This is a genomic window from Rickettsia akari str. Hartford, assembly GCF_000018205.1.
Lineage (GTDB): Bacteria > Pseudomonadota > Alphaproteobacteria > Rickettsiales > Rickettsiaceae > Rickettsia > Rickettsia akari.
On record NC_009881.1, the window covers coordinates 592,681 to 606,078 of the forward strand.

A 13,398-nucleotide genomic window follows, 5' to 3' on the forward strand; every position below is an offset into this window, starting at 1 on the left:
CTTTTATTCCGTGGTCAAGCCACGGGGTGACAAAATAGCAACATACCACAACCATTACTATCTAACACCAAAATAAAGTAACCGGCAATGAAAAAGCAAATTATTTATCCTGATTTTATAGCACGAATTTTTTCTACGGCACTTGATTTATCATTATTTGCCTTTATAGCAATCCCAATATCACAATTTTGTTCTTTTAATTTATTATGGTTGTTCTTTAATGATTATTTCCTTAGCAATAACATTAATCTTTATAATCCCAATGAAATGTTTAACTCAGTTATGAGTCAGGAATTTTATGAATATCTTAAAGCAGGAAATTTTAATAAATATATTTTGTTTAATATCTCAATTTTTGCTACTAATATGTTAGTAATAGGCTCATATTTTGTAACGCTTTGGTATTATAAAGGTGCAACGCTTAGTAAAATGTTCCTACGTATGAAAGTCGTAGATGCCGTAACATTAAAGCGTCCAACTTTAAAGCAGTTAATTAAAAGATTTTTAGGGTATATGACTTTTCCTATAGGTATTTTTTTCATACTTTTTTCTTCTAAAAAACAAGCATTGCATGATAAGATAGCCGGAACAGTTGTTATTAAGTCTTAATATATTATACTCGCTGAATTTGAAAAATTGGCTATGTTGTTTTTTGCTTTTAATCCTCACGTACTAGTTACGTACGCTGCGGTGAAAAGCTTCAAAACGCCTTGCTCTTTTCCAAATTGATCTTCGTATTGTATACCAACTCTTCATTTATAATGATATATACTCCGACTATGAATAAAACAAATGATCATGAAATAGACCAGCTGATTTATCTTTTTTCAAAATTGCCTGGGCTTGGTAGTAGGTCAGCAAGACGTATAGTGCTTTATCTACTACAAGACAAAGATGTTAGGTTAAAAAGCCTGATTAATAACCTTGTAGAGATAGATAAGAAAATAGTAAAATGCAAGATTTGTGGTAATATGGATACGGAAAGTATTTGCTCTATTTGCTCTTCTAAATATAGAGATAAATCGGTTATTGCTGTTGTTGAAACCGTAGCTGAATTATGGGCAATGGAGCGTAGCGGTAATTTTAAAGGTTTATATCATGTACTAGGCCATAATTTATCGGCGGCTAGTAGGCAAAATCCTAGCATACTAAGGTTACCTGAACTACTTAAAAGATGTTTTGCAGAAAATATTAAAGAAGTTATTATTGCTACTAATTCTACTTTAGAAGGTCAAACTACTGCCTATTTTATTACTGAATATTTAAAAGAGCATCCTGCTAAAATTTCTCGCCTTGCTAGCGGTATACCTATCGGAGGTGAACTTGATTATCTAGACGAAGGTACTTTATCTGCCGCTATTAACCTACGCCAACCTTTTGAGTAAAAAATTATTGCTTTTACCTATCTAACTACTTAATAAAAATTAATTAAATTATTTTGTTAACAGTGCCATAGTGCAATAATTGAATTTTTTATTAAAAAAAATATGAGGTAAATATTATGCCAAATGAGAATAATAACGGTATCATTAACAACCAATAGCCCAAACGGTAAATATATGTCTCCAAGACCGGAATGAGTAAAACCTAACTGTGTGGTTATTACTTATTCTGTAATTGATAATATTAATTCCACTCTTGAAGCCTTACAAGCACGAGGTGCAAGTGTTTATTACATAACTGATAAGGATGGAACGCAATATCAATATCATAATGATTTAATAGATCAAGCTTTTTATGCTGGCAAGAGTAGTTGGCAAGGAGAAGTAGGTGTTAATAAGTTTGGTATTGGGAATATGCTTATTAATGATGCAAAAAGTGATTTTGCTGAAGAGCAAATAGAGCAGTTATGTAAATTCCTTAAGGATATAAAAGTAAGATATCCGGATTTAGATTTAAAACATGATTTAGTAGGTTTTGGTGAAGTAACTAGCTGGTTTTGGTAGATATTCTGATACTACGCAAGATCAAAATAGTAAAGTATTATTAGGTCTTGATAGTACTGGAGAACAAGTTGATACTTTACAAACAAAGTTAAAAGCATATGGTTATGGAGTAGCATCGACAAGCACTTTTGCTCAAATTACTCAACAAAAGCCGTCAGAGTATTTAATGACCGTTACGATACCGGTTTACCGAATAAAGTGCCGCCTATAACTTGGACTGAAGCAAGTGAATATGCATTATCAAAATTATTAGGGGAAGCACCAGCTGGGGATATAATATAATTAAATATTATATCTTAATAATCATTCGACAAAGTGCTCTTTAATATTGAGTTATTAAAGAGCACTTAAAGCTATAACAAATCTTGATGAAATTCTAGATGATGTTCACCGGAAAATTTTATTACATCATTATGATTCCATTGATGGTCCAAATTTATCAGTAATTCACCTTGTTCTATGTATTATACCTTTCTTTAAGGCATCTATAAATTTATCATACTGATTCTTATCTAGTTCTTCTTGTAATTTTTCACCAATTTTTCCGTAACAATCTAAATCTCTATATTTACCAAGCGGAATAACGTCGTTAATAGTCATATCATGCTCTTTTGCAATATGCCATATAATATTAGTAATAATTTCTTGGTGGCGATTAATTTGTTGTATAGTACGAAATTGATGGATTTCTATAGGATCCCACTCTTTGGGTATCTCATAGTTATCATATTTAGGTAAGAGATTAGAATATTGCTGTATCTTTTTGTGATTGTTAATTAATGAAGCAACCTCTAAACCTATTTTAAGCACTTCTTGATTTTGAGCCTCATTGTTTAGAACTTCATCAATTTTTTCTAAAGCTAGATTATACTTCTTATCTGCAATCAAATCGATGCTAACCGTATCAACTATTTTTATAGCTTAGTCTGATGAAAAATGAAGTTTATTTGTAAGATTTTCTATATGGATTTGAGTGTTATGTTTTTCATGGTTTAGTAAAAATTCTAATTCCTTAACAGTATTATTTACTTGTGTATCTAGATAGAGAGTTATTTGAGGTACTGATGTGCTAGTTCGTATTGTTTAGTCTTTAATGTAATTTGAGCTAATGTATACGGTTCATTAACACTCTTACTAATTTTAATTATCTTATCTCTTAGGTTTGCTTTATTGAAAATTTTTTCAGAAGTAGAATATTTATTATATTTAGCCATATATTGAAAGATGTAACATGCCATTACAATTATCAGGTAAATTATTTTGCTTAATTGAATTTAAGTTAGATTGAGAAATTGCGTTAGAATTCAAAATCATTTTTGCTAAAGTTTTTATATAATTAGAGGCATTTTGTATTAAATTTTCTGTTTCTGTAAATTTTCCATTAAGCCTATAAATCGTAAATAAATTATAGAAGTGTCTATTTTGTCTTTTAACATGATCAATAATTGCCATTCAGATGATGATAAATTTTTTGTATTAACATATGCTGGACACAGATTAGTCCGACAACGATTATAAAGCTTCTTTTTCTTCACCATCACTTACTAAAGTCGGTAGCTGAGGATTAAGTAGTGTATACTCAAGTATTATTATTACTGCTTCATATTCTTAGTATTACTTAATATTCCTGAAAAATGAGCTAAGTTCATAAGATTTATAGTTATTGTATTTGTATTTATTAAATTTTTATAACTTCAAGTTGTTTGTCAGATTTTATAAATATTACAATATGTTCTAAGAATTGAAGATATTGTGGATAATCTATTGTAGTTTTTAGTAATTTTGAAACTATATTGGCAGTATTAAGTAGATTTTTGGCTATTTTTTCCATAATTTGAATATTTTTTCTATTACTGCTATAAAAAAATATTTTTCGTGCATTATTGCATTATACTTATAAGTAATAAGATCTAAAGGATTTTAAAATGATATAGGTTTACATTTAAACTCAATTTCTTATTCATAGCTTTTGTGAATTATAGCAGTTTTATCTTGATTTATGTCATAATCTTCAAATAATTTGTGGCTTTTAAGGTCTTCATAATTATTATTATTTTAATAAACATTTTAGTAATAATTTTTTATGTATATTACTTGCTATATTTGCTGTTTCTAAGGCTAATTTTTAAATCCTTTACGTTCTCTATAGTTTCTAAATAATTTTCTATTTTAAACTTTCTAACTTCATCTTCGATAGATGTTGTTGTTCCTTGTAACATAATATCACCAACAAGCAGTAACCATAAAATATGGTTACTTTCAGAAAAGTTAATAGAAGACTTGTGTGATTTCATATAGAATGCCTAGTTATTGTTAACAAGGCATTGTATATTAATTTGATTCTTAGTCAAAAATTATTAATATTTTTTAATAATTATCCACCGAATTGCTCTTTAATAATTCTATCTTCTAGCGTATGGTTTTTATTAAAGAGCAGTTTGATAGGCGTATCCGTAGTAGATTTAACGGTAACATTTGTGATATTATTAAACTCCTGAAAATCGGCAGTAGCATTTACCGGTCGTTTATTTGTATTAAGTATTTTAAATTGAATTGTAGCAGATGCAAGCAGTAAAGCACCGTGCCATCTACGTGGTCTAAAAGAGCAGATAGGGGTTAGGCATAGCATATTTGATTCAAGCGGTAAAATAGGACCGCCGGCAGATAAATTGTAAGCACTACTTCCGGCAGGCGTTGCAATTAAAGCTCCGTCTGCTACTAATTCGCTCATTCTCTCTATTCCGTTTACGTCTATTCTAAATTTAGCAGCTTGATTAGTTTTACGAAATATCGATACTTCGTTAATAGCAAGTGCGGTATATATTTGACCACTTATATCTTCAGCTTGCATAAGAAGAGGATTTAGAATAGAAACAGTACTTTCATGTATATTTTGTGATAAATTCTTAGTATCTAAAGGATTCATTAAAAAGCCGAGGTTTCCTAAATTAACTCCATAAAAAGGTATATTAAGATGCATATAGCGGTGAATATTATGTAGTAATGCTCCATCACCTCCTATTACGATAATTGCTTCTGCTTCCTCTATTTTACAATAATTATAGAGTTTTTTTATTTCCTCTATAATAGCTAGATGTTTGGAATTTTGGTTATAAATTAATGCTATTTTATTTATATTCATTATACGAATTTCTTTTTTAATATATAGACGCTTAACTCATAATAAGTTATAAGAATAAAGTAATAAAATAAATATTAAGTTAAATTATGTCATCATTCAACATCAAAAATCATAAAAATGATCTGCTATTTGTACCGCTAGGAGGATCCAATGAAATAGGTATGAATCTTAATCTTTACCATTATAAAGGTAAATGGTTAATGATTGATTGCGGTAGCGGTTTTGCCGATGATTACTTACCTGGTGTTGATATGATAATTGCCGATAGTCGCTTTATAGAGAAATATAAAAAAGATATAGTAGGTCTGATTTTAACTCATGCTCACGAGGATCATTTAGGCGGTGTACAATATTTATGGAGTAGCCTTAAATGTCCTATTTATACTACTACTTTCACAGCAAATTTTTTAAAAATTCGTTTAAATGAATATGATTTTGCTAAAAATATAAAAATTCATGAAGTGAAATCTGGTAGTAAAATAAGTCTAGATCCTTTTTCCTTAGAGATGGTGCCACTGACTCACTCGGCTCCTGAAATGCAAGCAATTATGATCCGTACGGATGCAGGTAATATTTTACATACGGGAGATTGGAAATTTGATAATGATCCTGTACTTGGTCAAAAAGCCGATGAGGAGCTTCTGAAGTCTTATGGAGATGAAGGTGTTCTTGCACTTGTTTGTGATTCAACTAACGTGTTTAATAAAGGAAGCTCAGGGTCTGAGGGAGATGTTAGAAAAAGTTTAGTAGATATCATAGCCGGATGCCCTCAAATGGTAGTAGTTTCAACCTTTGCATCTAATTTAGCACGGCTTGATACAATAATTCATGCTGCAGGACTGGCCGGTAGAAAAGTAGTCTTAACCGGTAGAAGTTTGCATCGTATGATGCTTGCAGCTCAAGAAAGCGGCTATTTCAAAGATATTGCTCCTCTAATTAGTGAACGTGATGTTAGTAGATTTAGCAGAGAAGAATTATTAGTCATTGCTACCGGTTGTCAAGGTGAGCCTATGGCAGCAACTGCAAAACTGGCTAGTAATTCTCACCCGTCAATAAGACTTGCTCCTAAGGATACGATGATTTTTTCTTCAAAAATTATTCCTGGTAATGAAAAGAAAATATTCAGACTATTTAATATATTTGTTAAAGCTGGTGTAGAAGTGATTACTGAACGTGACCATTTTGTGCATGTTTCAGGACATCCATCGATTGACGAGCTGCACAAAATGTATTCTCTAATTAGACCAAATATTTGTATACCTGTTCACGGCGAGCCTATACATATTCATGAACATGTTAAGCTTGCTAAGAAAAATGGTATAAAACAGGCAGTAGAGGTTGAAAATGGTAGTGTAGTATTGCTTGAACCTAATAATGCAACAGTAATTTCAAAAGTTGAAAATGGTTATTTAGCTGTAGATGGTAATTATTTACTCCCTGTAGAATCTCCGATTTTCAAAGCTAGAAGACGTATGTGTGAGTCGGGTATCGTTGTAGCATCAGTAGTAATTAATAAAAAAGGGATGCTTGCTGCAAACCCAATTCTGTCTATGCCTGGTCTGCTTGATCCAAAAGAGGATATGGCGTTGGTTAATCTCATTAAAAACGATATTCAAGAACTTGTTACCATTCAAAATAAACAGACTAAAAAAGCATTGTCGGATGAACAAGTAATCGAAGCAATAAAAAGAACAATTCGTAAAACCTTAAAACAAGAAATTAATAAGTCACCCGTTATAATAGTAAACCTTGAGAAAACTGTGGAGTAGTTAAATTGTGATTGTGAGTAAGTATTATTGTATGGTTCGAGAAGCCCGTTCTATGTCATTCCCACATGGTGTTGTTGCGTGGATACCCTAGCCATCATTGCGAGGAATGAAGCGATGCGGCAATCCAGGAAAATAATTAAAAAAATTCTGATTTACAGACTTTTTTACTGGATTGCTTCGTCGAATTACGATGTAATTCTTCTCGCAATGGTAGAAAACTGGTCTACAAAGGCAACGCCACGTAGGAATGATACAAACATAAACTTGCAAGCGACAAAGAAAAAATCAAATGAATAAATTTAAAAATATTGCTGTTTATGGCGGAGGGAGTTTCGGTACTAGTCTTGCTGCTTTAGCAGCACAAAACTGTAGTAATGTTACTTTATTTTTACGTGACGAGGAAATAGCAAAAGAAATTTTACATAAAAAAACTAACATAAAATATTTAGGTGGTATTAAATTACCTGCTCATTTACATGCTACTACAAACTTAAGTGTAATTAAGGATTTTGAGCTAATTATTATTGCAGTGCCGTCTTATGCTTTTGATGACTCAATAAAATTATTAAAAACTCACGGCATTTCTGAAGATAATACTCTTCTAATCGCAACAAAAGGCTTTGCCCGTAATCCTACTGAACTATTTTCTGATAGATTAAAAACTCTATTACCGCATAGCTCTACAGCGTTTTTTGCAGGTCCGAATTTAGCAAAAGAACTCGCTAAGAATTTACCGGCTTCGGCAAGTATTGCAAGTTTAGATATAGATATAGCAAATAAAATAGCCAATAACATAAGTTCAAAAATTTTTACTACTAATATGACAAGCGATATTGTAACATTACAGGTAGCAGGAGCGTTGAAAAATATTTTTGCTATTAAAAGTGGAATTGATTTAGCAAGTGAGCAGGGCGAGAATGCAAGGGCAACGCTTATAGTGGATGCCTTAAAAGAAATTATTACTTTATCTAAGGTCTTTGGAGGTTTGCAAAAAAATTCTGATATTTTGCTAGAGGCAGGAGTAGTAGGCGATTTAGTGCTTACTTGTTACGCTTTAGGTTCACGTAATACAAATTTTGGTTATGAGCTTGGAATTAGTAGTGATAAAAAGAAATTTTTACAGGAATATAAACAGCTAGTAGAGGGAAGAGAAGCATTAAAATTAGTTTTAGATTTGATAAAGCAATATGATTTACATATGCCTATAATTTCAGAAGTGGCTAGCTATGTCATGCCTGCATAGGTGTGGCGTTGTTGCATGGAACGCAAAACCTACTTTATGTCATTCCAGCCTACGCGGGAATGACATAAAATGATCCATGCAACAACGCTTCCTAGCAATGACGATTGATTGTAGCTACAATAATCTATTCATCTGTTCTCGCTCTAATTTTTCTTCTTTATCTGGTTTATTAAACATTCTTTATAAAAACTGTTTGGTTATATATACAAGTTCTATTTCGGGCTTTTATTCAGAATATTCAAGTATTACTACATGCTTGAAAGTAACCACTTTATCACTTTCTTTTTCTAAACTATATTTATCTTTTAAAATGTTATCAAACTCTTCAAATTTATTTTTATCTATAGTTAAAATAACATCTTCTATTACATTAAAATCATTACATATTACTAAAGCTTTGGTAATAGTTTTTGTATTTAATTCTATATAATAATTATATCCTTGCTAATAATTAGGTGCTTTATTGATGATTTTGTATTTTTTTTTGTTAGATCTATATTGGTAGTTTTATTTAATTCAAGACCAAGCGGCATAGGATTAGAGTAGGTATTTAAACCAAAAAATATAATTAATAATGGTAATAGATTTTGCATAAATATACTCGTTGAACTTGAAAAATTTGCTACGTCGTCTTTGTAAGTCCTAGGATGCTCAGGTATTCAGGTATTAAATATACGCTCCGCTCCTCGGCTTACAGACTCCTTGCTCTTTTCCAAGTTGAACTTCGTGTCTCAACTCTTCATTTCATAGGAGTATATATAATATTAAACAACAAATCTTAAATACCATAATATTGATTATATTTCAATTAAAAGTTAATAAGATAAAAATCTTTACAAAATTTAGTGAAAAAAAAATAAAACCTCATATATTATAAGTAATTATATCTTTAGCTCATTACATGATAATCTTTAGTATAGTTTTTTTTAAAACCGTTTCGGTATTATTAAGTGTAGTAATAGGATTTTTAGCAGGTAAATATTCAAATGTTGAAAGAGATAGTATCTCTTCGTTACTGTTCTATTTTATATCGCCTATAGTATTTTTTACGATACCTGCTAGTACAACCTTAACACTTTCTGCATTAAGCGTTACGGTCGTAACATTTATAATTGCAACACTCTTATCGCTTTTTTCTTATTATTTTTTTGGTAAATTTTGGCAGGATCATACACGTAATATTATAGCTTTGTCTGCGGGTACGGCAAATGGTGGATATTTTATGTTGCCTATAGCTGCAGCACTTTTCGATGATTATACATTAAGTATTTATATGATGGCGGTGATAGGAGTTAATATTTATGAATGTTCCGTCGGCTTTTATATTTGTATGCGCAGTTTTGCTAATACCACCGATAGTATATTAAAAGTAGTAAAATTACCGATTTTAAACGCTTTTTTCTTTGGATGTTTATTTAGTTTTTGTGGTTTTACTTTACCGGATTTTTTAGATGATTTTATATATAATATGAAAGGTTCTTTTTCAATACTCGGTATGGTGATGGTGGGGCTTGCTCTTTCGTCTCTACAGAAATTTGAAGTTGATATAAAATTTACTCTTGCTACTTTTGCTGCTAAATTTCTATTCTATCCTTTGGGGGTAGGGTTATTTATCATGTTTGATCATTTTGTAACAAAATGGTATAACAATGATTACTATAATGCTCTAAAACTACTTTCTACGGCACCACTCGCAGCAAATACTATAGTTATAGCAAATTTACAGAAATTTTATCCTGAGAAAGTTGCGGCTACCGTATTTTTATCTTTGCTTTTTGTAGTTATATATATGCCGACAATGGTCAGTATATTTTTAAGTGACTTAAATTAATCACATGATGACAATGATTTTTTTAAATTTATTCTAAATTGGTATTAATTAGGTTCATATGAAAATTAATTCAATAAAAATTGGTCCATATATTAATTTATTACCTCTTCAATATATACCGAAACATAAAATTTCTTATGTGGAATTTGGTGATCCTAAAAATAAAAATATCATAGTATGTGCTCACGGCTTAACTAGAAATGCTCATGATTTTGATAAAATAGCGAAAGAGTTGAGTACAAATTATAGAGTAATTTCAATAAATTATCCCGGTCGTAGTGATAGTGAAAATTTTAAAAAATCTAATCATTATAACTATACGACTTATATTAAAGATACGTTATTTTTTTTAAAAAGGCTAAATATCAAAAATCCTATTTGGCTTGGTACTTCAATGGGCGGTATTATAGGTATGGTACTTGCCAGTAAATATAAAAATATTTTTAAAGCCTTAATATTAAATGATATAGGGGCGTTTATTGATGCTGCTCCTTTAATGAAAATTGGAGGTTATGCTAAAAAAACGATACTCTTAGATGATTTGGCTAGTGCAAAAGAACATTTAAAACTGATTTATGCACAAATCGGTATTAAAGATGAAGAAGATTGGGATTATTTAACAAAATATAGCGTAATTTCTACATTCGGCGGAAAATATAAAATGAATTATGATCCTGCTATAACACAAGGAATGAAAAATGCTAGTAACCAAGAAGATGTTAAACTATGGTCCGTATGGAATAAAATCAAATGTAGAATACTAGTAATTCATGGGATGAAATCTCAAATTTTAACAAAATCTACTGTTAACAAGATGAAAGAAACAAAAATTTTTGATCTTTATGACGTAAAATATGCCGGTCATGCTCCTTCCCTAATGAATTTTGAAGAAATTAACTATATCAAATCTTGGTTAGAGAAGAAGTCTTAAGGTCATTTCTGCATGGATATTAAATCGTCATTGCGAGGAGCGAAGGGCTGTGTTGCAGGGCTCTTATGTCATTCATGCACAAGCAGGAATCAAGAAACAAAAGATATTAAATACAACAAATTTTTGAAATTAAAAGCTCGATTTATCTTGCTTTATGCTGTATTCCAGCCCACGCCGGAATGACACAGAGATCATTTAAATTAATTAACAAATAATAATTATGAAAATTACTACTAAAGTACTAATAATAGGCTCAGGTCCTGCTGGTCTAAGTGCCGCTATTTATACGGCTAGAGCCGCTCTAAAACCAATATTAATTAATGGTATGCGGCCAGGTGGGCAGCTTACAATTACCACCAATGTTGAGAATTATCCAGGATTTGTGGAAACGGTGCAAGGACCTTGGCTTATGGAGCAGATGTCTATGCAGGCTCAAAATGTCGGTACAGAAATTATTAGTGATTATGTGGAAAAAGTGGATTTATCAAAGAGGCCTTTTAAAGTATTTACAGGATCAGGAAATGAATATGAAGCAGAAAGTATAATCATCTGTACTGGTGCGGAAGCAAAATGGCTTGGTATAGCTTCGGAGCAAGACTTTATGGGGTTTGGTGTTTCGGCATGTGCTACTTGCGATGGTTTCTTTTTTAAGAATCAAGAAATAGTTGTAGTAGGGGGAGGGAATAGTGCAGTAGAAGAAGCTTTATACTTAACCAATCATGCTAGCAAAGTTACTATAGTGCATAGGAGAGATAGTTTTAGAGCTGAGCAAATATTACAAGATCGATTATTTAAAAATCCTAAAATATCGGTAATTTGGGATCATGTAGTAGATGAGATTGTAGGTCGCAATAAGCCAAAATCTGTTACCGGAGTTAAAATTCAAAATGTCCACACCAAAGAGATTAGTTTATTGAATTGTAGCGGTGTATTTATAGCTATCGGGCATGTACCGAATACGGGGTTATTTACTGGACAAATTGCAATGGATGATGATAATTATATCATCACGGAATCAGGTACAACCAAAACTAATGTAGAAGGTGTTTTTGCTGCCGGTGACGTTCAGGATAAAATTTATAGACAAGCAGTAACTGCTGCAGGAACAGGCTGTATGGCAGCTCTTGAGGCTGAAAAATTTTTGAATAAATAATACATTTCCTAAAAAAAGACATAATCATATAATAATTTATTAATTTAAATTCTTGTATTGAAAATTATAGCAATATACTCTTTCTTTCTAATGTTCTAAAATAGAGATGGATTATGCCTATACAACACGTAACTTCAGAGAAAAAATGGGAAATGTTTTTAAAAGCTATAGGAGCAGAGATAGGTGTTACAAAGATAACTGATAGTCAAGTCATTTTTAAAACAACTTCTAAAGACTTAGAACATTTTCGTACATTATTAGCATCTCCTGATGAATTAAAGAAGAATGTGATACATGCTTTATTTAATGATAATAAGGAGAACATATGAGAGTATGAACTATATAATGCGGATACTTATCACAGAGTATGGTTTGTATAAAATTTTAGAAACAATAAGATTAGAAGCTGAATTTAATAAAGAATTATTAACTGCTGAAATTCAACTCTCTTGTGGAAAGCCAATAAAACATAAAATGGACAAATCCAAACTTGAGATATTACAAGCCATTATAAGTGATGAAAATAAATTATCACAAATTTTAACAGATGAAACAACAACGGCTACAGATTATACCTATCCACCTACTGAATTTTCTAAAAAAATATCACAAATTATTTCTCACAAAGAAAAAATCGATTAACTTTTACTGTAAATAACGGTGCAACAATGCAAGCAGTTCAAGCTTATAAAGTTGACGGTACATCACCTATTATCGCTTCTAATTTAGAAGGCGGATTTGTCTTTGATAAGAAGTATTTATTTCTAATATTTAGCGGTTTTGTCTGGCAGGAAGACGGTAAATTCCCAATTCTGTTTTCTTCTAAAGACCAAGAATATCTAAATACTAATAATAATCATGAAATTACTTTACTTTATTAATAGATATTAGCGGTAGTATGAAATATACTTTTAGTGATTATAAAAATAATATACAAAGGATACTAGCTAAGTGAGTTGAGATCCCTTAATGATCAATCTAGCATGGAATCTTCGTCTGATAAGGGCAAACTCTCTTGCAGATATTAAGAAGTATGTAGAAACGTTAAATGCTTATGGATATACAAGATTATATGGTACCATCAAAGATACTTTAGAATTATTGAAAGAAAAAATAAATATACATTCTACTATTATAGAATTTACTGATGGAAAAAACACAGGAGCTGACTGTAATACAACACAACAAGATGTTATAGATTCTGCAATTGCTGTAATACGCAATCCTCAATTTAATATGTATGCGGTAGGCTTTGGTAAAAACTACAATAAAGAATTTTTTGAAGAAATTGCAATGCGTGGATGATTTACTCATATTAGTTTAATAGGTCCGAGCGGCATGAGACAGTTTGAGCAATATATTGATAATATTGAGCAAAATGTG

17 protein-coding genes and 1 pseudogene are annotated in these 13,398 nt (G+C 31.0%); 13 read left to right on the forward strand and 5 right to left on the reverse strand.

Going from position 1 to position 13,398, the window contains the following annotated elements; translation table 11 throughout:
• Positions 1-87 precede the first annotated feature (87 nt).
• The 3 genes and pseudogenes from A1C_RS02935 (at position 88) to A1C_RS02945 (ending at position 2,228) form a co-directional block, all read left to right on the forward strand.
• Entirely contained in the window at positions 88-609 is a 522-nt protein-coding gene (locus tag A1C_RS02935) for an RDD family protein (protein WP_012149569.1), read from the forward strand.
• Between the two features lie 170 nt (positions 610-779).
• Positions 780-1,385, forward strand: coding sequence for a recombination mediator RecR (gene recR, locus A1C_RS02940; RefSeq protein ID WP_041816835.1), 606 nt, complete (start codon positions 780-782; stop codon positions 1,383-1,385).
• Between the two features lie 116 nt (positions 1,386-1,501).
• Positions 1,502-2,228: pseudogene (locus tag A1C_RS02945) on the forward strand (N-acetylmuramoyl-L-alanine amidase).
• A gap of 165 nt (positions 2,229-2,393) precedes the next feature.
• Here the strand turns inward: A1C_RS02945 and A1C_RS08570 are convergent.
• The 4 genes from A1C_RS08570 to A1C_RS02965 all read right to left on the reverse strand — a co-directional run bounded on the left by A1C_RS08570 (position 2,394) and on the right by A1C_RS02965 (position 5,088).
• Positions 2,394-2,834, reverse strand: a complete 441-nt coding sequence (locus A1C_RS08570; protein WP_012149573.1) for a hypothetical protein — start codon at positions 2,832-2,834, stop codon at positions 2,394-2,396.
• A gap of 790 nt (positions 2,835-3,624) precedes the next feature.
• On the reverse strand, positions 3,625-3,777 hold the full coding sequence (locus A1C_RS08575; RefSeq protein ID WP_012149576.1) for a hypothetical protein: 153 nt from the start codon (positions 3,775-3,777) through the stop codon (positions 3,625-3,627).
• Between the two features lie 259 nt (positions 3,778-4,036).
• On the reverse strand, positions 4,037-4,240 hold the full coding sequence (locus A1C_RS02960) for a hypothetical protein (RefSeq protein ID WP_012149577.1): 204 nt from the start codon (positions 4,238-4,240) through the stop codon (positions 4,037-4,039).
• Between the two features lie 80 nt (positions 4,241-4,320).
• A complete protein-coding gene (locus tag A1C_RS02965; protein WP_012149578.1) occupies positions 4,321-5,088 on the reverse strand; it encodes an NAD kinase in 768 nt (255 codons plus the stop codon).
• An 86-nt stretch (positions 5,089-5,174) separates the two neighbouring features.
• Here A1C_RS02965 and A1C_RS02970 point away from each other — a divergent pair, with 86 nt between their 5' ends.
• From A1C_RS02970 to A1C_RS07725, 3 genes are all read left to right on the forward strand, one after another.
• Positions 5,175-6,857 (forward strand): ribonuclease J, encoded by a 1,683-nt coding sequence (locus A1C_RS02970; protein WP_012149579.1) that lies wholly within the window; start codon positions 5,175-5,177, stop codon positions 6,855-6,857.
• Positions 6,858-7,146: 289 nt separating this feature from the next.
• The gene (locus tag A1C_RS02980; protein WP_012149581.1) at positions 7,147-8,100 is read left to right on the forward strand and encodes an NAD(P)H-dependent glycerol-3-phosphate dehydrogenase; all 954 of its coding nucleotides are present in this window, start codon (positions 7,147-7,149) and stop codon (positions 8,098-8,100) included.
• Positions 8,101-8,176: 76 nt separating this feature from the next.
• Positions 8,177-8,530, forward strand: coding sequence for a hypothetical protein (locus tag A1C_RS07725; RefSeq protein WP_232279077.1), 354 nt, complete (start codon positions 8,177-8,179; stop codon positions 8,528-8,530).
• Here the strand turns inward: A1C_RS07725 and A1C_RS07730 are convergent.
• Positions 8,523-8,693 (reverse strand): hypothetical protein, encoded by a 171-nt coding sequence (locus A1C_RS07730; RefSeq protein ID WP_012149583.1) that lies wholly within the window; start codon positions 8,691-8,693, stop codon positions 8,523-8,525. The genes A1C_RS07725 and A1C_RS07730 overlap by 8 nt on opposite strands.
• A gap of 308 nt (positions 8,694-9,001) precedes the next feature.
• Between A1C_RS07730 and A1C_RS02990 the strand changes: the two genes are divergently transcribed.
• From A1C_RS02990 to A1C_RS03020, 7 genes are all read left to right on the forward strand, one after another.
• Positions 9,002-9,931 (forward strand): AEC family transporter, encoded by a 930-nt coding sequence (locus A1C_RS02990; protein WP_012149584.1) that lies wholly within the window; start codon positions 9,002-9,004, stop codon positions 9,929-9,931.
• Between the two features lie 58 nt (positions 9,932-9,989).
• The gene (locus A1C_RS02995; RefSeq protein ID WP_012149585.1) at positions 9,990-10,862 is read left to right on the forward strand and encodes an alpha/beta fold hydrolase; all 873 of its coding nucleotides are present in this window, start codon (positions 9,990-9,992) and stop codon (positions 10,860-10,862) included.
• Positions 10,863-11,082: 220 nt separating this feature from the next.
• Positions 11,083-12,015, forward strand: a complete 933-nt coding sequence (gene trxB, locus A1C_RS03000) for a thioredoxin-disulfide reductase (RefSeq protein ID WP_012149586.1) — start codon at positions 11,083-11,085, stop codon at positions 12,013-12,015.
• A 113-nt stretch (positions 12,016-12,128) separates the two neighbouring features.
• Positions 12,129-12,344, forward strand: a complete 216-nt coding sequence (locus A1C_RS03005; RefSeq protein WP_012149587.1) for a hypothetical protein — start codon at positions 12,129-12,131, stop codon at positions 12,342-12,344.
• Between the two features lie 16 nt (positions 12,345-12,360).
• On the forward strand, positions 12,361-12,657 hold the full coding sequence (locus A1C_RS03010) for a hypothetical protein (RefSeq protein ID WP_012149588.1): 297 nt from the start codon (positions 12,361-12,363) through the stop codon (positions 12,655-12,657).
• 26 nt (positions 12,658-12,683) lie between these two features.
• On the forward strand, positions 12,684-12,896 hold the full coding sequence (locus A1C_RS03015; protein ID WP_012149589.1) for a hypothetical protein: 213 nt from the start codon (positions 12,684-12,686) through the stop codon (positions 12,894-12,896).
• An 88-nt stretch (positions 12,897-12,984) separates the two neighbouring features.
• Positions 12,985-13,320, forward strand: a complete 336-nt coding sequence (locus A1C_RS03020; RefSeq protein WP_012149590.1) for a vWA domain-containing protein — start codon at positions 12,985-12,987, stop codon at positions 13,318-13,320.
• The last annotated feature ends 78 nt before the right edge of the window (positions 13,321-13,398 follow it).